Here is a 17,485-nt window from a genome sequence, read left to right as displayed (position 1 = left end):
CGACCAGGCACACGACACAGAATCCCGGCCCGCCGTAATCGGGCCGGGATTCCCGCCTGCCCCAGCCCAAAGGCTATCCCTTCTCGACACATCCGGCTCGGGACCACGGAGGTGCGTGGAGGCCTCGACGCAGGCGGTGTACAGCCGTACGGGCGTGAAAACCATCCACACACAGCACCCCAGCGAGCCCGGGCTCGTCGTCCTCGCCATCACCGCAGCCGACGAAGCAACCGCCGCTTGCACCCCGGATACCAGGACCACCGTTCGGCTCCGGGCAGCAGCGGCTCGATCACCGCCCACAACTCGTCGTCGGCTTCCCACCGCTTCGGCCGCGCCACCCCGCGTCACATGTGCAGGGGTAAGGCTTGCTGTCCGATCGCGGCGTCGACTTCGAGGCGGAACCGCCGACAGGCAGGCCAGGCCACGCGCGAAGCGCTGACAACGCTTGCGACACCCTTCCGGCGGAAGGCCGCATGCCCGCATCGTCGGCCTGCGCCAAGCGCTACGCGAATCCGCTGCCTGACCACGGACGGGAAAGGCAACGTTCCATAGGTCATTGCATCCGGGTCATGATGAGCGTTCCGTGCCGGTCGGCTCCGGTCGGCACTTCGAACACGAGGTCGGGTCCCTACCCTCCTGTACGGCCCCCCGGGCTTGCCGCTCCCCGACCACGTCGCGCCGCCCAACGCCTCACCGGCCTGTACGGCAAAGACCGGCCTCGGCCTCGCTGACAAACGGGCGGGCCGCCCTCGTCCTCGACGACCGGCACCAGATGGTGCGGTCCGCGCCGAGGCCCAGGCATGTGAATCCCGCAGCGAGACCGGCGGGTTCCTGCCTTCGGTGGGGCCTGCCACAGCCGGCAAGACCCGCTCCGCGTACGAAGCCATCGGTGCCGTCCTTCCAGGCCGGCACCTGCTTGTGCCAGATGATGCGGCCGCCCCGTCCCGGCCTCGTTACAGGCGGCGCCCGCGGTATTCGGCCAGATCCGATGGCTTTGTGCCATTCGTCGGCAACCTGCCTCCACCATCACTCAGGCCCGGCTACACAAGAAGGCGGGGTGGCACGTAGCGGCCTCATCTGCGTGTGGGCCGGTCGTGCGGGAGGTCTGGGCGGTTGCTTACTATCAACGTAGCTGTGCTGCTTGCAGTGGTCGTCCTTCTCCGGCTGCGCCGACGTACCGAGTCCCGCAGCCGCTTCGACGAGAAGATGACCGTCGTCATCGTCCTGGCGCTCGGGATCCTCCTGGCTCCCACCCCGGTGGGACAGGGCTTCCTGAGTTTCCTGGGCCAGCTCGCGAGCGGCGTCACACAGGCCAGCCGGTGAGCCCCCGCAGGCGCCGACCCGCGGCGACCGGGCGCCCGTCGACGCGGCGGCGCACCCGCCGGTCGGGCAGGCAGCAGCGTGCGGATGACCGGCTGCTCGGGCTCCTCGTGGCCGCGGTTCTGGCCGTCGCTCTGGTGGTGGCCGTGGTCGACTGGCTGCTGGTCCACTGGTGGGTCCTCGCGGCCATCGGTGTCCTCGCCGTGCTGGCCGGCGGAGTCCGGCTCCACCGGAAGCAGCAGCAAGCACGGTGGGAAGCGGTCCGTGCGCAGGGGCTGCGCTACGGGCTGACGCAGTTGGACGCCCTGCACCACACCCGGTTCGAGGACGCGGTGAGGGACCTGATGCGCCGTGACGGCTGCCGGGACGCGGTCCGTGTCGGAGGCGCCGGCGACCTGGGCGCTGACGTGAAGGCCACCGACCCCTACGGACGGCGCTGGGTCATCCAGTGCAAACACCGCCGCAACGGCCTCGCAGGCTCCGCCGTGGGCACCCCGGACCTCCAGGTCCTCAACGGCACCGCCCGCCAGGTCCACGCCGCCGACGTCGCGGTGATCGTCACCAACGGCCGCGTCACCGCACCGGCCGTCACCTTCGCCGAGCAGCAGCGCCTCCATGTCGTCGACCGCCACACCCTCGCCGTCTGGGCGGCCGGCTCACGCCCCTTGTGGGAACTGATCCGGGCCGTCCCACCGCCCCGCAAACCGACCTCGCTCTCCTGAAGCCGCACGCCTGCGTCCTCGCACGCCCTGCCCCTTCCCGACCGTTCGAGGGCGAGGCAGGTTGCTCTCCGCACTGCTCGGGAGTCGTTCGTTGATGGCTCCGGGAGTCACTACGTGGCCCCGCGGCTTGATCAATGTCGATGAGCTCGGGCGTCACCTGCGGCCCGGTGAGGGGCTGGAGGGCCATCGGTCGGCGAATGACCGGAGCTGGCCCTCTGCCGTTCTTCCGCTGCGAATCGGTCGCTGAGCACGACCTGGTCGAGGTGCGGGGCGACAACAGCGAAGCCTAGGAGCTCGGTCGGGTCGAGCGCTTCAACCCCCATTGCGCCGGCTGGCCGGGGTCGAACCCGTATCGGCATACGAACCCTGTCCACCGTGGCTCGCCGGCCTTCCCTGCGACCGCGGGGAGCTCGTGCTCGCGTACCTGGTCGTGCGTGAGCAGGACGCGCTCCGCGTGGTTCCGGCAGGCCGTGCGGACCACCCAGTCACGCTCGATGTCGGCGCCCGAGGCGTCGGCTCCGTGGCATCCGGCCACGGAGCCCGCGCAATAACCCGTTTGGCGGACCACCCTGGGCGCCCTCCTTTCGCTGCCCGAGATCGGCGGCCCGGTCGGGTACTCGGGGTGGACCGCCCTCGGCATTCGGCTGGCGGTGGTCGAGCCGCGCATCGCGGCCGCCGGTTTCTTCGCCGGGGGTTACGTGCCCCGCGCCCGACGCGAGGAAGCCCGGCGGGTCACCATTCCGCTGCTGTTCCTGGTGCAGTGGGACGACGAAGGAAGCCCCCGGCAACGGGCCCTGGACCTGTTCGACGCCTTCGCCGCCAAGGAGAAGACGCTGCACGCCAATCTGGAAGGGCACACCGGTACCCCGTGGTTCGAGGTGGAGGACTGGGTACCGGTCCTTCGGCCGGCATGGGCCGAGCCCGCCGTTGCCCGCTTCCAGGTACAGCCCTGCGAGAAGCGGGTGGAGACGGAACGGGAACATCCTGCCCGGAGCGCGGGAATCCCCGGTGCCGACCCTGCTCGAGCCTGAACCCGCGTAGGAGGGGGCCGGTCAGTCGTGGGGGACGACGGCGACCGGGCATTCGGCGTGGTGCAGGACGCCGTGCGCGACGGAGCCGATCCGGGCCCCCACGGCGGTGCGGTGGGCTCGTCGGCCGACGACCATCAGCTGGGCCCGTCCGGCCACCGACAGCAGCACCTGCCCGGCGCTGCCCATCTCCACGTGCTCGACGACCCGCACGTCCGGGTACCGATCCCGCCACGGCTGTACCGCCTCGGCGAGTGCCTTCTTCTCGAACGGCTCCAGACCGCCGGCCTCGTCGAGCAGGCTGAGCGATGCGGGGCTGTAGGCGAACACCGGCGGCAGCGACCAGGCCCGTACGACCCGTACGCTCGCGTGGCGCGCGGCAGCCGTCTCGAAGCCGAACCGCAACGCGGGGGCGCTGTCCTCGGGTTCGCCGTGCTGGCCCACGACGATCTCGTGCCCGGCGACCTCCGCGGAGGGCTTGTCGTCGGCGCGGACCAGGACGACCGGGCGGGTCGCCCCTGCGATCACCTGCTGGCCGACGGAGCCCAGCAGGAACCCGACGACCGGGCCGTGTCCGCGCGAGCCGAGCGCCAGCAGTTCCGCCTCCCCCGCGGCGGCGAGCAGCGTCTCCGCCGGGGGGCCCTCCAGGACGTCGGTGGTGACGATCAGTCGCGGGTGCCGCTCGACGACGCTCGCGACGGCCCGCGCGACGCCTTCGCGCACCCAGGCCAGCTGGGCGTCCCGGCCGGCGACCTCGGGCGCGGTGTCGGGCTGGTGCTTCCAGGCATGCACCACCCTCAGCGGCGCGTCCCGCCGCACGGCCTCCCGGGCCGCCCAGGCGAGCGCTGCGAGACTCTCGTCCGTCCCGTCGACCCCTGCCGTGATTGGGCCCCTCATGCCGCTGCCTCCCGTGCCGTGATCCACTCGTACCCGGCCATTGTTCACTACTCTGGCGGTCACGGTGACGGCATGGGAACGGGTGATCGTGGACACCCGCGATCACGACGGGCGGGAGCCGGCGCGGGGTCCGCCGTCCCGCGCCGCGAGTCCCGACCGCTCTCTCGGGGTGGGCGACGTATGACACAGGATGAAGCCGCCGAACGGGACAAGTACGGTCGGCGGCGCCGGCGCGAACCGTGCCTGCTCCGAATGGGGCTTCGAGCTGACGTTCTACGCGGGAGGCGCGGAGCTCCTCGAGATCGGGCACGTGGTTGTCGAGGGGACCGACGCTGACGCGGAGGAGAGCGGCGATCGTTTCGATCCTGTTCTCGGGTGCTCCTTCGAGCGCCTTGCCCCTCCGGAGATCGCTTCGGGACCGCCGGCACACCACCCAGGGCCCCGGCGGCCTTTCAGAGGTCGCTTCACTGGGGATCCGATTGCTGAATGCGACGCCACCACTGTCTGTGGCCCGTGTCGTGGACGACCACGCCGAGACTTGCCAGTTCCCGCCTCAGCTCCGCGATGTTCTTCTCGTCCTTCTTCTTCAGGGCCTCGGCCCGTGCCTTGAGGAGCGCGTTGCCACTGACCGGTAGGCCCGGCATCTCCTCGACCCATCGCCGGTACGTGTCCCGGTAGGGGTCTCCGTCCGGCAGCCACGGATACCCGTGGGCTTGAAAGCCCTCCGCGAGCTGTGTGACCGAGGGCAGGTCCGCGCCCTCGTTCTTGTGCTCCGCGACCAGTTCCTCGCCCTGCTTGCCGAGTATCACCAGCCGCTTGCCGTCGGCGAACACCGCGCTGACCGCGGTCCGGGGCACGCTCTGGCTGGAGTCGCCACGAGCCGTTGTGATCCGGTCGTCTTCGATGGTGATGGTGACGTAGCCGTGCTCGGCCATGAGTACGAGGACGACTCCCGCCAGGGCCCCGACAAGGAGACTCACCACCGTCGCCGTCGGTTCGGGCGCGTTGTCGATGAGTGCGACCGGTCCCTCCAACGGATTCCAGGGCCAGGAGGCCGCCCAGTTCGCCAGGAATTTGAGCAGCAGTCCGGCCACAGCCCCCAGTACCGGGAATCCGGTCGCCACCAGAACGCGGTTCGACGTCTTCTGTCGAACCGCGGTTGCCGCGTCTCTGCCGTACATACCAATGCACCCTTCTTCGTGAACCGGGACAAGGAACTGAACCTGCGGGAACTACGGTTGGCGCAACCGGGTTCTGCCACGCTGTCGCCACGGCGGGATCGACAGCGTGGTCCAGGCGCGCAGCAACCACTCCAGCGGGCCGTAGGCGTGGTGCCGCAGCCACCATCGGCTGGTCACGGCCTGCGCCACGAACAGAGCCAGAGCGGTCGCAGCGACACCAATGGGCGCGACGCGGCCGACCAGCGCGGCCCCGTAGCCGGTGAACAGCAGGGCGCAGATCAGGGACTGACCGAGGTAGTTGGTCAGCGACATGCGACCGGCGGGCGCCAGCGCGGCGACCACGGCCCTGCCCCATCGGCCGTGGGCCACGCGAAGCACGGTCGCCGCGTAGCCGGCGGCCAGCAGCGGAGCAGTGATCACGTCGAGGCCCATGGCGAGGAGTTGGTACGCGGGCCCGGCGTGGTTCAGGCTCGCGTCCACGTACACGATGCCGCCCAGCAGTCCGACCGTGAAGCCGGCCCACTGGAGCCGCTGCAGGAACCGCTGGTGCTGGTCGGTGTCCGCGAGGGCTCGTCGACGTCCGGCGGCCAGGCCCAGCAGGAAGGCGGCGAGCGCGGAGGGCGCCTGGAAGAAGATCAGCAGGAGGGCCACGTCCGGCAGTTGCTCAAGGTGGGTGTGGATGACCGATGTCGGTCCGCCGCGCAGAGCCTCGGTCGCCTGGGCCGCGGCGGGTCCCGTGGACGGCGGGATACCGCCCCCGCCCGCGTGGCTGAGGGCGAGCGCGAGCAGCGCGTATCCGACGGCGGTCACTGCCAGCAGTGCAACCGCGGTCCGCACCGCCGTACGGGGCCGGCTGCGGCGCAGCACGAGCAGCGTCAGGCCAAGGACGGCGTACAGGGTGAGGATGTCGCCGGGAAAGAGGATGACGGCGTGTACGACGCCGATCACGAACAGCCCGGTCAGGCGCCTCAGGAAGCGTGGCGTGAACCGGGCGTCGCGTCGCTCGGCCGAGTTGATCTGCAGCGTGAAGCTGTAGCCGAACAGGAACGAGAAGAGCAGGAAGAACTTCGCCTCGAAGAGCACCGCCACCAGCCGGCGAACGGCCTCGTTCAGCGGGCCACCGAGGCTCGGGTCCTCCAGACCGGTGCCGTGATAGGCGGAGGCCATATAGGTGATGTTCACCATCAGGATGCCGAGCAGCGCGAAGCCGCGCAGCGCGTCCACTTCTGCCAGCCGGGTGCCGGCTCTGTGCCGCTGTTCCGCTGTGTCGGGAAGGGGGCTCGGAGGGCTCTCCATACAGGGTCGGACTCTCACGGCACCTCGAATCTATCGATCTCAGAACGCTCGTTTAATGAACGAGCGTACTATGACTGTCAGAAGTGATCGACAGAGGCACACGATGCCCCGTACAGAGAGAAGGAGAGCTGTGGGCGCACCCAGAAGGCGGCAAGCCGGGGCGACTACCGCCCCCGGTTCGCAGCCTCAAGGGCCGGGGCGCCGATCTGATGCTGAGCACGCTCGCCCCGAGCACTGCGGCGGTGTGCGCCAGCTCGGGCAACGTCGGGCACGCCGTCGCGTATGCGGGGCGAGCCCGCGGGATGCCGGTGCATGTGTTCGTGCCCAAGCCGGTCGACTCCGCCAGGAGGGCGCGCATGAAGGCCTTCGGCGCGGGGATGGTCACGGCCGGACCTGACGGCGCGTGAGGCCGCGGCCGCCCACGCCGTGAACCATCCCGACCGGGTCCATGTCCTGGACGGCCTACAGACGGCGGTTGCCGAGGGGGGCGGGGACGATCGGGGCCGAGCTCACTCGCGGCACCCGCTTCGATGTCGTTGTCCTTCCGGTCGGCGACGGCACGCTGATCAACGGCGTCGCACACTGGACGAACGAACACACCCCCGGCGCCCGGATCGTGGGCGTCAACGCCGCAGGTGCCCCATCGATGTGGGAGAGCCTGCACGCCGCCCGCCCGGTCACCGCCGAGCGCGGCGTCACCTTCGTCTCCGTCGAGGGAAAGATCGAAGACCGGGACGGAACCGTGAACCCGACGACCGCCGGTATCTGCGCGCGAGGGAGTCGCCCACTCGGGCGCCGTCGCCCTCGGGCGCCGGTTTTTGACGTCGTCGACGGGGCCGAACGGCCGGGACGACAAGACCAGCTACGGGCCCGCCGAGCTCCGCAAGCGCGCGTTCGTCGTCGTGACGAGCTCGCCGCCGAAGTCGCTACGGCTCACCGACCTTGACTGAACATTCGTCACCACCGGCCTGTCCGATGCAGTCGCCGCCGCGCGCGTGCACGTCGAGGCGACATCGTCGAACAACGCTCTGTCCAACGCCTCGCTGAACGCCTGCTTGTTGAGATCGCCCGCCTCGCCACGTAGAACACGGTCTGACTGATGGTTTCAGAATCAGGGTCCGGCTCGTCTGTGGCAGCCGTGGGGAGAGGACCGTGCGAAAGGGTGCTGTCACTCGCTGAGCATCACACTTTCGCGTGTGACGAGGCAGAAGGGGTGCCCAACCGGGTCTGCGTATACGCGATATCCGATCGGCTTGTCCGACCCTTCGAGCAACGTGGCACCCAGGGCCAGTACCTCAGGCTCGGCAAGGTCCAAGTCGTCGACCATCACATCAACATGCATCTGGGCCGGTCGATCGGGGTCACGCCACTGTGGCGACCGGAATCCGTCGACGCGCTGGAAGGCCACGGTGTCCGTGCCCGTCGTGCTTTTGAGTACTACGTAGTCAGTCGTGTCTTCCACTCGCGACAGCGACAGCAGGCTCTCGTAGAAGCTCGCGAGCTCGGATGGGTCGGGGCAGTCGATGACGAGAGAGAACAGGCGTCCGATCATGTTGGTCACTATGCCTCGCACAGGGGAAGCGGGCTACGTGATCGCTCGATTCGACATCCTTCCCGCAGCCTCAGTAGGGCGGTGATCGCGCAGGCGAGTTCGAGCAGCCCCTGGTGGGGGTCGGCCCGGTTCCCGTGGTGGATCTCACCGAGGACGCCTCCCAACTGCGGACCGGCAACGCACCCCGCACGATGGCGACCCGGCGCGACCTCGCCGCTGGCGCGCTCCGGCTGAGCGGCGTCAAGAACACTGCCGCCGGCCTCCGTTGCAACGCACGCGACGCCCGCCGACCCCTCACGCTCCTCGGCCTCGCGTGATCACAGAACGGGCGCACGCCGACTACGCCGAAGTCCTGGTCCCCGCACCCCTTCTTCGCCCGCAGCTCCGCGAGAAGTGCCTCGTGCACGCGAGGCCTGGCGTCGGCCTCGGTCCGGTCGCGTAGCCGACGCCAGGCAGGAACCCCGGGGCAGCCCACAACCTGGCCAGAACCCGTCCGGCGGATCAAACATGTCCGATCCGTTCAAGAAGGCGGCGACGGTGGCCCAATACCATCACCGCCATGAACAGCGCCGACAGAGAATCACGCCACCTCAGCGTCCATATCGACCGCACGATCGACGATGTCTACGCCTATGCGTCGGACCCGGTGAACTTGCCCGCGTGGGCCCGTGGTCCGGGAGGTTCCATCAAGAAGATCGATGGTCAATGGGTCGCGGAATCCTCCCCCATGGGAAGGGTCGTGGTGACCTTCGTGCCACGTAATGAACTGGGTGTACTCGACCACAACGTCACACTGCCCTCCGGGGAAACCACTTACAACCCGGTCCGTGTGGTCGGCGACGACACGGGAAGCGAGGTCGTGTTCACCCTTCGCCGGCAGCCTCAGATGAGCGATGCCGATTTCGAGCGTGACGCCGGCACGGTCGCTGCGGACCTGAACCGGCTCCGAGAGCTGATGGAGTCCGCGTAGATTCAGTCCGGCGGGTCACACCGGAGCGAGAGTCGGATCGAGACGACGGTGACCGTGCCGTGGAAGACATGGGCGCGCTTGTCGCATCTCCTGGCCACGACCCTGAACTTCTTGAGGGCGTCGATCGTTCGCTCAACCCCGTTCCTCTGCTTGCGGATCGCCTTGTCGGAGCCTGCGGGCCAACCGTCTTCATTGCCCCTTCGCCGACGGTTGGCCCGCTGGTTCGTTCACGCCCAGTCGGCACTGGTCCTCGGACAAGGCCACCAAAGTAGCGATGCAGGACCCAGGTGTCGGCCGGGAAGCGGAATCCCTCGTCGCGAGCGGCTACCGTGCTGGTCATGTCTGACGATCTACACAGCGGCGCTTCCGGGCTTCGATCAGTCCTGACCGGCCATGAATTCGGCGTTTGGGCATTGGCGACAGCCATGGTGAGCGAGCGTCCTGTCGCCGTCACAGGAAGCCAGGACGAGACGGTCCGCATGTGGGACCTCGGTGATGGCCGACCTACGGGTGTCCCTCTGGTCGGTCACAACGGCCTCATCGGCAACGGCGAAGTGTGGTCGGTGGCGACGGCAGTGGTCGACGGTCGTCCCGTCACCATCGCTGGTGGCGGGAGCAATGCAATACACATGTGGGATCTGGCCACGGGCCGACATGTGGGTGAACCGCTGAATCATGGCACCGGCGGCATGTGCGCGATGGCGACGACCGTATTGGACGGGTGCCCCGTTGCCGTCACTGGTCATGTCGACGGCACGGTACGGGTCTGGGATCTCGCCGACCGGAGACAGATCGGTGAGCCCCTGTCCGGCCACACCGACTGGGTGGAGGCGGTGGCGACTTCTGTGGTGGACGGTCGCGCCGTCGCCGTCACCGGCAGCAACGACAGGACGGTACGGGTTTGGGATCTGACCGGTCGCGAACAGATCGGCGAGCCGCTGGTAGACCACACCAACGAGGTACGCGCAGTGGCGACGGCCGTGGTCGACGGTCGCCCCACCGCCTTCACCGGCGACTTCGACGGGACGGTGCGGGCATGGAACCTGGCCACCGGTCGGCCCGCAGCCGAGCCCCTGGAAGCACACACCGAGGTGGGCGCGGTGACGGCAGCAGTGGTCGGAGGCCGCCTCATCGTCCTGGTCGGCTGCGGGGACGGGACAGTAGGAACTTGGGATCCAGTCACCGGCCAGCCAGTCGGTGAACCCCTGAAGGGCCACAAGGGCATGGTCTGGGGAGCGGCGACGACCCTGGTGGACGGCCGACCCGTCGCCGTCACCGGAAGCAACGACGCGACAGTACGAGTATGGGACCTGACCGGACTGACGGCGCCCGCACACCAACATGCCGCACGCCCTTGTCATCGGCTCGGCGACGGTGACACCTCCGGCTACTGAGGTTTTCGCATCGTCATCGGGTGATGGCTGTTGGCGATCCCTGCGGAATGCCGGTGGGATGCGATATGTGGAGGGTGGGAGGCTGACTGCTGGGCAGCGGGCGTTTCGTGAACGAGTGCGGCTGAAGGCAGGCGAGCGGTTCGCGGCGAGTGAGAAGACCGTAGTGATCGCAAAAAAGTTGCAGGTGAGCGAGCGTTCGGTGGAACGGCGGCGTCGAGCCTGGCGGGAGGGTGGTCCAAAAGGCCGGTGCGAGCGAGGGCACGTATTCGAGTGTTGCCGGCCCTGGCGCTTGAGAGACGAGGCAGTGACTGTGCGTGTTCGCCGGGGAGGCGCGAATTGCGCGCTGTCAGGGCCGCAGAAGTCTGACAGCGAGGAAGCACGGAGCTTCCTGGAGCTTGTTGTAGGCTGCTTCGTCGAGTTCTTGCAGGCCAGGTGTTGGGCGAGGTTCGGTGAGTCTCTCAAGCATGAATCCCGCAACCAGCAGCTCGTTCATGAACGTTTCCAGCGGCATGCGTCGGTAGTGGATCGCCCACGCGGTTCCGGCGACCGGGCGGTCGACCCAGTCCTCGGCGTAGTACGAGCCTCCGAATTTTCGCCAGTCAGCCGTCGGGTGCGTTGTCGAGACCAGCAGCCACCCGCCCGGACGCAGGACGCGTCGTAGCTCGCGGAGGAGACCCTGTCGGTCGGCGATGTAGTGGAGCATCAACGCGCACACGATTCCGTCGAACGATGCGTCGTCGATGAAGTCCAGCGGCTTCTCCGCATCGTGCATGCGCAGTTCGGCCCGGTCGCCCAATCGCTCCCGCGCGTGCCCCAGCAGAGTGGCGCTACCGTCGATTCCGACTACCTCGGCACCACCCGCCAGGAGTTCGGCCGCGTAGTGCCCGGCCCCGCAGCCGACGTCGAGAACCTTCAGCCCGGCAACGTCCCCCGCAAGTGCGAGCATCGCGGGCCGATCAGTGTGCGCGTTGTAGGGGCTGGTGTCGGCAATCTTTGCGAAGTGGTCGCCGAGTTCGTCGTGGTAGGCGGTCTCTGCAGGCATCCTGACAGCATCGCGCCGACGGCTGCCGACCGCGAGCGGTTTTGTGCAATCGAGAGCGCGTCCCGTCAACGGCTGCCCCGACTTGGGGTCTGATAGCAGTGGGGGCCCTTTCGGTGTCGCCGGTTTCCCGAGGAACCCAGCCGGCTGTTGACCGTGCGTGATCTCCGAGGGATGCATCGGCTCCATGTCCCGCCGGTCTCCCTGATGAGTCGGCTGGTGGTCTTGTCGAGGCAGCCGAGGGCGTCCAGGACCACAAGGCCGGGCAGTTCAAGGGAGTCGCTGCCGGATGGGGGCGCCACGGGCGGCTGCGGCCGGGGCGCGATCTCACCCAAGAGTGCGGACAGGTGATCGGGGCGAGCCGGCTGGCCCGCCCGGGGAAGAGCCAATGGGATGCCGGGTTGGTGGCGGTGTTCATGTTGTCGCGGTTCGCGATGTGTTCCAGTGGCAGGGCGGCGACCGGAACGGGAACTCGCGAAGCCGGCTCGCCGAGCCGTACCGACACCAAGTGGCGGGTACGGCGCTGGGTCGAACCGGACGTGCTGGCGCGGCAGTCCATGCGGGCCCACGCCGACGGCCACGCGCTGCGCGCCGACCGGCTCGACGCGCGGGCCAGAGCGGGCGGGCTGCGGCGGTCACCGACCTGGTCCGGCGGCCGCCTCCGCCTCACCGGGGAGAACGTCGGGGGGAGACCGGCGGCGACGTCGTCCGCGGCTGGACCACCCTCCTGCTCGGTGCGGCGGACCGGCTCGCGCCACGCTGGCCGAGGCCCGCGACGCCTATGACGCGGCCTGCGGGGCCCTCGCCTGGAGCGCGGCATTCACGGTGCTCGGCGCCTGGTGGTGGCCCGCGACCCCCTTCGGCGTCATCCCCGGCCTCGCCTCCTGGCGCTCGCTGCGTCGTGCGGTGCAGGCTCTGTGCCGTACGACGGAGGCGGCGTTCAAGCTGCGCGAGACGGAGCAGCCGAGCGCGCAGCCATGCGCCGGAGCCGAAAACCCGGCAAACCCTCGCGCGTCGGCCGGGCCCGGCCGACGGCCCGCATGCGCTATAGTTGATCTTGCCAGTTCGCCGCAACTCGCGGTGACTGAAGCTGCGTTGGTGGTCCAAGGAAAGACGCCCCGCTTCCCGCGGGGAAATGCAGGTGCAAGGCCTGCCCAGCGCTCACCCACGAAGCCCTTCCCTCCACCAGGGAAGGGCTTCGTCATGCAAGGGCTGTCCCGCAATCCCTGGTGGATCAGCGCGCGGCGTCGGACGCGGTGCATCGCAAGGCGGAGGGACGTCCGCATACTGGATGTATACGGACGTCCCGGCAACGCGGCGAGGTGCCGTAGCCGACGCCGCGCGCCCGCCAGGGATCACGGGACAGCCCGCAACCCTGATGCCACGTCCGGCAAGCGCGCCGGAGACCCGTAGCGTTCCCATGCCCACCGGACCGCAGATAGCCGATCGCGGCGCTGAGGCGTTTGCCGTTTGCACCCCGCCGGCCGTCGCTCCGAGTTGCTCTGCTGCATGCGCGATCCAGGCGGCCACCTCGTCGTGGCGGGCCCGTCGACCGGTCCGCCCATCGGCGAGCAGGCGCGCACCGACCTCCGGACGGGGCAGCGGCCGGGTGGCCATCCCGATGTCGGTTTCGCGTCTGCTGTCGGGCCTCATCCGGAAGCCGGGTCGGGTCTGTGGGATCGCAGTTGCGGATCCGTCACCCCGCCCGGGCATGCGAGGGGGTCGATCGGCCATCCGGCGCGCCGGGCACCGGCCCGGTACGCGCTCTCGTAGAAGGCGAGTACGGCGGCACGCGGATCGGCCTCGGCGCGGACCTCGTCGTACGGCAGTACGGCCAGGTGGCTGCCGTTCCGGGCGACCCAGTGCGCCACCGCGGGTTCGAGCGGCTCCTCGGCCAGGTGCGCCGGCTCCGGAGCGGTGTAGGAATAGAAGGCGGGTGCGGGGAAGGCGTCGTCCCCGAACCAGAAGCCGAAGCTGATCACCTCCCGGGAGTACGCCTCCCGGGTGACAGGATCCAGTTCCCGAGACTGCTCGATATGACGCTCGGAGAACCGAGTGTGCGCGATGTCGAAGGTGTGCCAGAAGTGGTGCACCGGGCTCACCTTCCCTGAATACCCCGCGGCGAATTCCTCCAGCACCGACGCCACCTGACTGAGGACCCGCCAGTAGCGGTTGGCCTGCGCGGGCTCGTACGTCGCATGCTCGGTGTCCTCGGCGAACAGCCGGCCGGAGTCGGGCAGATCGAAGGGCCTGGGTGTGTCCAGCCGCACCCGGATGCCCGACGTTGCCATCGACTCCATGACCGCGTCATGGAAGGAAGCAACCGACTGGCCGACGAGCGGAAAGGAGATCTCCCGGCCGTCCAACGTCGAGACGACCAGCTGATGCGCGACGAAGTCGAAGTCCATCGTGAAGATCGGATTGCCGTCGACCTGCCCCATCGGGCGCGTCGTGATGCCGCGGCCGGTGAGATGGAACGGAACATTCCACCAGTGGTTGCGTCGGACGCTGGCAGCGAGGCGGATCTTCCCGACGATCTGTGCGAAGCGGTGGAGCGTCTCCTTTGTGTCACGCCACTCGGCAAGCGGGATCGGCGGGAACTGCTCCATGCTCATCGTCCTTCCCTCTGACCTTGTTGAACGGACCCGCACCGTCCGATGGTCCTGGCACGTCCCGCCCGGTGTCGGGGGCGCTCGCCGCCCTCCCCGGTGTTCCCCGGATCGGTCTTCACCGGACCGTTGCGACGGCATGGTGGAGGAGTGCGTACGTCCCAAGGCATCGCTCGGGGCCGTGGCGAGGCTTGCACCGTCCTTCCAGCAGGAGAACAGTACGGCGACGGAGGACAGCTCACTCGCCATGACACGGCACCCCTGGAACGACATACGTGGCCGAGGGTGGCCAGAACACCGTCGGCCAGGGCTATCGCCCCGTCGGCCCTCTGTAGGTCCTGCCGCGCCGTGGAGGGATAGGGCATGTCGCATGTTTCGTGGCCGGGAGCTGATTACCCGTCCGAAATGTCTGCCCGGTGGACGGAGACGCTCCGATCCGCCGGTGCTACATGTACCGGCGGTTGCTCACTTGCGGGCCGGCGATGCGGTCTCAGCCGCGGTGGGCGCGGGCGTGGAGGTCCTGGCGGGCGGCGGCGAGCAGCTGGTCGGACAGTTCCGGGTCGGCGGAGGCGACCGCGCGGGACAGCAGGAGCGCGTCGGCCATCTGGCTGAAGAGGGCGAGCGAGCGTGACCAGGCTTCTCTCTCGTCCAGTCCAGTGACGTCCTGGACGGCCCGACTGAAGCAGTGCAGGTTGGCGGTCAGCCCGGTGGTGTAGCGGGCGCGGGCGTCGTCGTCGAGGCGGGGGCGTCGCCGAGGAAGCCCGCGTTGGGGCAGCCGTGGTAGATGTCGTCGCGGTGGTCGGGTGGCAGGTACCAGTCAATCTGGGCGTCGACCGGGTCGGCCCCACGTTCGCAGGACGTGTCCAGGGCCGCGGTGAGGTTGGCCGGCCCATCGGCTCGAGGGTGAGCTGCCGACGGCCTCGCTCGTGGGGCCGGTGCTGCTCGGGCCGCGGGAGACCGCGGACGACATTCTCCCCGCCCGGTGCGGCCCTGCTCCGTTGGTTGCTGACCCATGCCCCCAGGCGGGATCGAAACTCCCAGGCGTCCGCCGAGGCCCTGTTCGCACGTCCACTGTTGCACCCCGATCAGCTTCTCCCGGCCCAGCAGGCATGGTGGGCATGCCCACCATGCCCCGGCAGCACCCCGGCGGCTGCGGAGTCCGACCTCCCTCGGTTCGCGCGAGGCGGTGGTGCTGCCCTTCAGCCGTCAGCTCACCATAGGCCCTTCGTCGGGCTACTTCCGGGCGGAGCAGGGGTCGCAGCAGGAGGGGGCCGGTTCGACGCAGACGGTGACGGTGTCGGTGTTGTCCGTGGTGTCGGGATCCTTTTCGTTGCCGGTGGCGGTGGCGGTGTTGCTGATCGGGCCGGCCTTGTTGGCCTTGGCCCGCAGCACGAGGGTGGCAGTGGCGCCGTCGGCCAGGTCGCCCACGGTCCACTGCCCGGTGGCCGGGTCGTAGCTTCCGGGGCCGTCGGCCGACAGGAAGGTGAGTCCGTCGGGGAGCTCGTCGGTGACGGTGACGTCGGTGGCGTCGTTCGGGCCGGCGTTGTGGACGCTGATGCGGTAGGTCACCGTCTGGCCGACCGTGACGGTGGTGGCGTCGGCTGCCTTTGCCACGGCCAGGTCGGCGGCCGGCTTGACCTGTGTGACCTGCTCGTTGGAGGTGGACGTCAAGGGCTCCGGCTTGTCGCCGAGCCGGTTCTCGTAGGAGGCGGTGGCGGTGTTGCTGATCTGCTTGCCGCCACTGGCCCGGTCGATGGTGACCCGGTACTCCACCGTGGTGCCGGCCGACAGGATCTCGGTGCTGGGCAGGCTGCCCCCTTCCGCAGCGGTGGCTCCGTTGCCGAGATGGAAGACGACCTTGTCCGCCGCGTCGTCGTAGTACGCCTGGTCGTCGCCTTGCGCGTCGCTCTTCGCTCCGGCGTTCGGGCCGTCGACGATACGCAGGGAGCCGGGCAGGTACGTCGTGCCCGGTGGGATGACGTCGGTCAGGATGAGGTTCTCGGCCGCGCCGCCGCCCTCGTTCTTGGCGGTGATGCGGTAGGTGACGACGTCGCCCACGTCCAGTGGTCCCGCGGGGATGGCGGTTTTGTCGAGCACCATGTAGGGAGCGGTGCCGAAGAAGATGCCGTCCAGGAAGTTGCCGATGCTGGGGTTACCACCGGCGGCGGAGATGGAGCGGAAGGCGAAGCGCGTCGTTGTCTGGCCTGCCGGGACGGTGTAGGTGCCGGTGTAGTAACCCCAGGCGGTGTTGCCGTCGGTGAAGCGCCTTTGCTGCACTGTGGATCCCGGCGCGCCGATGTCCAGCGCCATGGTGTCGTCCCCCTGGCGGCCGCGGTGATACAGCCGCCAATACAGCTTCGTTCCGGGCGTGGTGGGCAGGTCCTGGTAGAGCGTGGAGACCTGGTACGCGTTGAGCTCGGCGAACTGTGCGCCGTCGGCTGACGGCACGCCGTTGAAGCCTGAATGCCACAGCTCGATCATGTGGTCGGTGGCGGTGGTGAGCCAGCCCGGGACCCGCTTGGGCGCCTGCGTCTGCGAGGCGTCCGGCAGGATCTCCACATGGGTGACGGCGGGCTGTTCGAAGCTGCCGTTGACCAGGGCAACCCGGAGCGGAGCAGCAGGAGGTGTGGACATGGTGCTTCCCCTTGAGTCGGCGTTGCTGGAATCCACCGCTGACTGGCGAACCTCTGTGCGCCGCGGCGGAGTCGAAACACCCAGTAGCGCAACGCATCAGGGGGAATGCGTAAAGCGATCAATGGTTGAGGTCGGCCAACCCCGCGCCGCAGGTTTGTGATACCCGGCCCCGGACAACCCCCGCCACGCCGTCACCCATGCCACACCGTTCCCACCCCACACGCCTCCCAGGTCTCTCCCGCCCGCCCCGTCCTGACCGAAAGCCCCCGTTGCGCCATTCACACTCATCCCAACTCAGAGTGAATCAGCCATCACGAAGTTGACACTCCTGGCACCGTGGCGGCGGCCTCAACGGCACCGGCCCCGGCCGCCATCGGATTTCTGCTCAGAGCGAGGTCAGAGCCTCCGAGTCGGCCTGATGGCCGGAGACTGCGAACCGGGCACGTCGTCTTGTTCGCTCCCGCCGTGTCATCGGCCTTCTTGCCATCCGCGAAGGCGGGACCGATGGGCCTGCCCAGGGCGACCTCCATGTGCCGGTCGAACTCGCGCTCTCAGTTCGGGGGCTGGGCTTTGCGGCAGTTGACCTGCGGTGGGACGGTGCTCCGCCTCCGAATGCGCTAAGGGCTGTCCCGCAATCCCTGGTGGATCAGCGTGCGACGTCGGATGCGGTGCATCGCAAGGCGGAGGGACGTCCGCATACTGGATGTATGCGGACGTCCCGACAACGCGGCGAGGTGCCGTAGCCGACGCCGCGCGCCCGCCGGGGATTACGGGACAGCCCTTTAGTTGCCCCGGCGACCGCCAAACGCAACGTCGGACTTCACACCTGGCCCCGGGATGCCT

14 protein-coding genes and 6 pseudogenes are annotated in these 17,485 nt (G+C 69.0%); 11 read left to right on the top strand and 9 right to left on the bottom strand.

The window, feature by feature from the left end; translation table 11 throughout:
* Positions 1–233 precede the first annotated feature (233 nt).
* Positions 234–338: pseudogene (locus ACIRP2_RS28495) on the bottom strand (IS5/IS1182 family transposase); the annotation flags it as partial.
* A 775-nt stretch (positions 339–1,113) separates the two neighbouring features.
* On the opposite strand from ACIRP2_RS28495, the gene ACIRP2_RS28490 reads away from it, so the two are divergent.
* From ACIRP2_RS28490 to ACIRP2_RS28480, 3 genes and pseudogenes are all read left to right on the top strand, one after another.
* Positions 1,114–1,323 (top strand): hypothetical protein, encoded by a 210-nt coding sequence (locus ACIRP2_RS28490; protein WP_404255109.1) that lies wholly within the window; start codon positions 1,114–1,116, stop codon positions 1,321–1,323.
* Complete coding sequence (locus tag ACIRP2_RS28485; RefSeq protein WP_404255107.1) at positions 1,320–2,042, top strand: restriction endonuclease; 723 nt, start codon at positions 1,320–1,322, stop codon at positions 2,040–2,042. Before ACIRP2_RS28490 ends, ACIRP2_RS28485 begins: the two co-directional genes overlap by 4 nt.
* A 551-nt stretch (positions 2,043–2,593) precedes the next feature.
* Positions 2,594–2,929 (top strand): annotated as a pseudogene (locus tag ACIRP2_RS28480) (alpha/beta hydrolase); the annotation flags it as partial.
* 165 nt (positions 2,930–3,094) lie between these two features.
* Here ACIRP2_RS28480 and ACIRP2_RS28475 read toward each other — a convergent pair.
* The 3 genes from ACIRP2_RS28475 to ACIRP2_RS28465 form a co-directional block, all read right to left on the bottom strand.
* Positions 3,095–3,967, bottom strand: a complete 873-nt coding sequence (locus ACIRP2_RS28475; protein ID WP_404255105.1) for a universal stress protein — start codon at positions 3,965–3,967, stop codon at positions 3,095–3,097.
* Between the two features lie 464 nt (positions 3,968–4,431).
* A complete protein-coding gene (locus ACIRP2_RS28470; RefSeq protein WP_404255103.1) occupies positions 4,432–5,148 on the bottom strand; it encodes a hypothetical protein in 717 nt (238 codons plus the stop codon).
* A gap of 51 nt (positions 5,149–5,199) precedes the next feature.
* On the bottom strand, positions 5,200–6,444 hold the full coding sequence (locus ACIRP2_RS28465; RefSeq protein WP_404255101.1) for a DUF418 domain-containing protein: 1,245 nt from the start codon (positions 6,442–6,444) through the stop codon (positions 5,200–5,202).
* 83 nt (positions 6,445–6,527) lie between these two features.
* Here ACIRP2_RS28465 and ACIRP2_RS28460 point away from each other — a divergent pair, with 83 nt between their 5' ends.
* The 3 genes and pseudogenes from ACIRP2_RS28460 (at position 6,528) to ACIRP2_RS28450 (ending at position 7,394) form a co-directional block, all read left to right on the top strand.
* Complete coding sequence (locus ACIRP2_RS28460) at positions 6,528–6,851, top strand: pyridoxal-phosphate dependent enzyme (protein WP_404255099.1); 324 nt, start codon at positions 6,528–6,530, stop codon at positions 6,849–6,851.
* Between the two features lie 41 nt (positions 6,852–6,892).
* Positions 6,893–7,132: pseudogene (locus tag ACIRP2_RS28455) on the top strand (pyridoxal-phosphate dependent enzyme); the annotation flags it as partial.
* 130 nt (positions 7,133–7,262) lie between these two features.
* Positions 7,263–7,394: a hypothetical protein gene (locus ACIRP2_RS28450; protein ID WP_404255129.1), complete on the top strand. Its 132-nt coding sequence runs from the start codon at positions 7,263–7,265 to the stop codon at positions 7,392–7,394.
* 218 nt (positions 7,395–7,612) lie between these two features.
* Here ACIRP2_RS28450 and ACIRP2_RS28445 read toward each other — a convergent pair whose 3' ends face one another.
* Positions 7,613–7,996 carry a VOC family protein gene (locus ACIRP2_RS28445; RefSeq protein ID WP_404255097.1) on the bottom strand — a complete coding sequence of 128 codons (384 nt, stop codon included), beginning with the start codon at positions 7,994–7,996 and terminating at the stop codon, positions 7,613–7,615.
* Positions 7,997–8,133: 137 nt separating this feature from the next.
* Between ACIRP2_RS28445 and ACIRP2_RS28440 the strand changes: the two genes are divergently transcribed.
* Together ACIRP2_RS28440 and ACIRP2_RS28435 are read left to right on the top strand one after the other, a co-directional pair.
* Positions 8,134–8,313, top strand: coding sequence for a hypothetical protein (locus tag ACIRP2_RS28440; protein WP_404255127.1), 180 nt, complete (start codon positions 8,134–8,136; stop codon positions 8,311–8,313).
* Positions 8,314–8,555: 242 nt separating this feature from the next.
* Complete coding sequence (locus tag ACIRP2_RS28435; RefSeq protein WP_404255095.1) at positions 8,556–8,966, top strand: SRPBCC family protein; 411 nt, start codon at positions 8,556–8,558, stop codon at positions 8,964–8,966.
* A gap of 2 nt (positions 8,967–8,968) precedes the next feature.
* Here ACIRP2_RS28435 and ACIRP2_RS28430 read toward each other — a convergent pair.
* Positions 8,969–9,190, bottom strand: a pseudogene (locus ACIRP2_RS28430) (IS5/IS1182 family transposase); the annotation flags it as partial.
* 114 nt (positions 9,191–9,304) lie between these two features.
* On the opposite strand from ACIRP2_RS28430, the pseudogene ACIRP2_RS28425 reads away from it, so the two are divergent.
* The 3 genes and pseudogenes from ACIRP2_RS28425 to ACIRP2_RS28415 form a co-directional block, all read left to right on the top strand.
* A pseudogene (locus ACIRP2_RS28425) lies at positions 9,305–9,442 on the top strand (hypothetical protein); the annotation flags it as partial.
* 222 nt (positions 9,443–9,664) lie between these two features.
* A complete protein-coding gene (locus ACIRP2_RS28420) occupies positions 9,665–10,360 on the top strand; it encodes a WD40 repeat domain-containing protein (protein ID WP_404255125.1) in 696 nt (231 codons plus the stop codon).
* Positions 10,308–10,592: pseudogene (locus ACIRP2_RS28415) on the top strand (hypothetical protein); the annotation flags it as partial. The gene ACIRP2_RS28420 and the pseudogene ACIRP2_RS28415, both read left to right, overlap by 53 nt.
* 114 nt (positions 10,593–10,706) lie before the next feature.
* Here ACIRP2_RS28415 and ACIRP2_RS28410 read toward each other — a convergent pair.
* The 3 genes from ACIRP2_RS28410 to ACIRP2_RS28400 all read right to left on the bottom strand — a co-directional run bounded on the left by ACIRP2_RS28410 (position 10,707) and on the right by ACIRP2_RS28400 (position 16,642).
* On the bottom strand, positions 10,707–11,402 hold the full coding sequence (locus tag ACIRP2_RS28410) for a class I SAM-dependent methyltransferase (RefSeq protein WP_404255093.1): 696 nt from the start codon (positions 11,400–11,402) through the stop codon (positions 10,707–10,709).
* Between the two features lie 1,646 nt (positions 11,403–13,048).
* Complete coding sequence (locus ACIRP2_RS28405) at positions 13,049–14,008, bottom strand: DUF5996 family protein (protein ID WP_404255123.1); 960 nt, start codon at positions 14,006–14,008, stop codon at positions 13,049–13,051.
* A gap of 1,233 nt (positions 14,009–15,241) precedes the next feature.
* Positions 15,242–16,642: an isopeptide-forming domain-containing fimbrial protein gene (locus tag ACIRP2_RS28400; RefSeq protein ID WP_404255091.1), complete on the bottom strand. Its 1,401-nt coding sequence runs from the start codon at positions 16,640–16,642 to the stop codon at positions 15,242–15,244.
* Positions 16,643–17,485 lie beyond the last annotated feature (843 nt).

It is taken from the genome of Streptomyces sp. NPDC101194 (assembly GCF_044767885.1).
GTDB lineage: Bacteria > Actinomycetota > Actinomycetes > Streptomycetales > Streptomycetaceae > Streptomyces.
The sequence above is the reverse complement of the archived record's forward strand: the minus strand, read 5'-3'. Positions and strand labels throughout refer to the sequence as shown.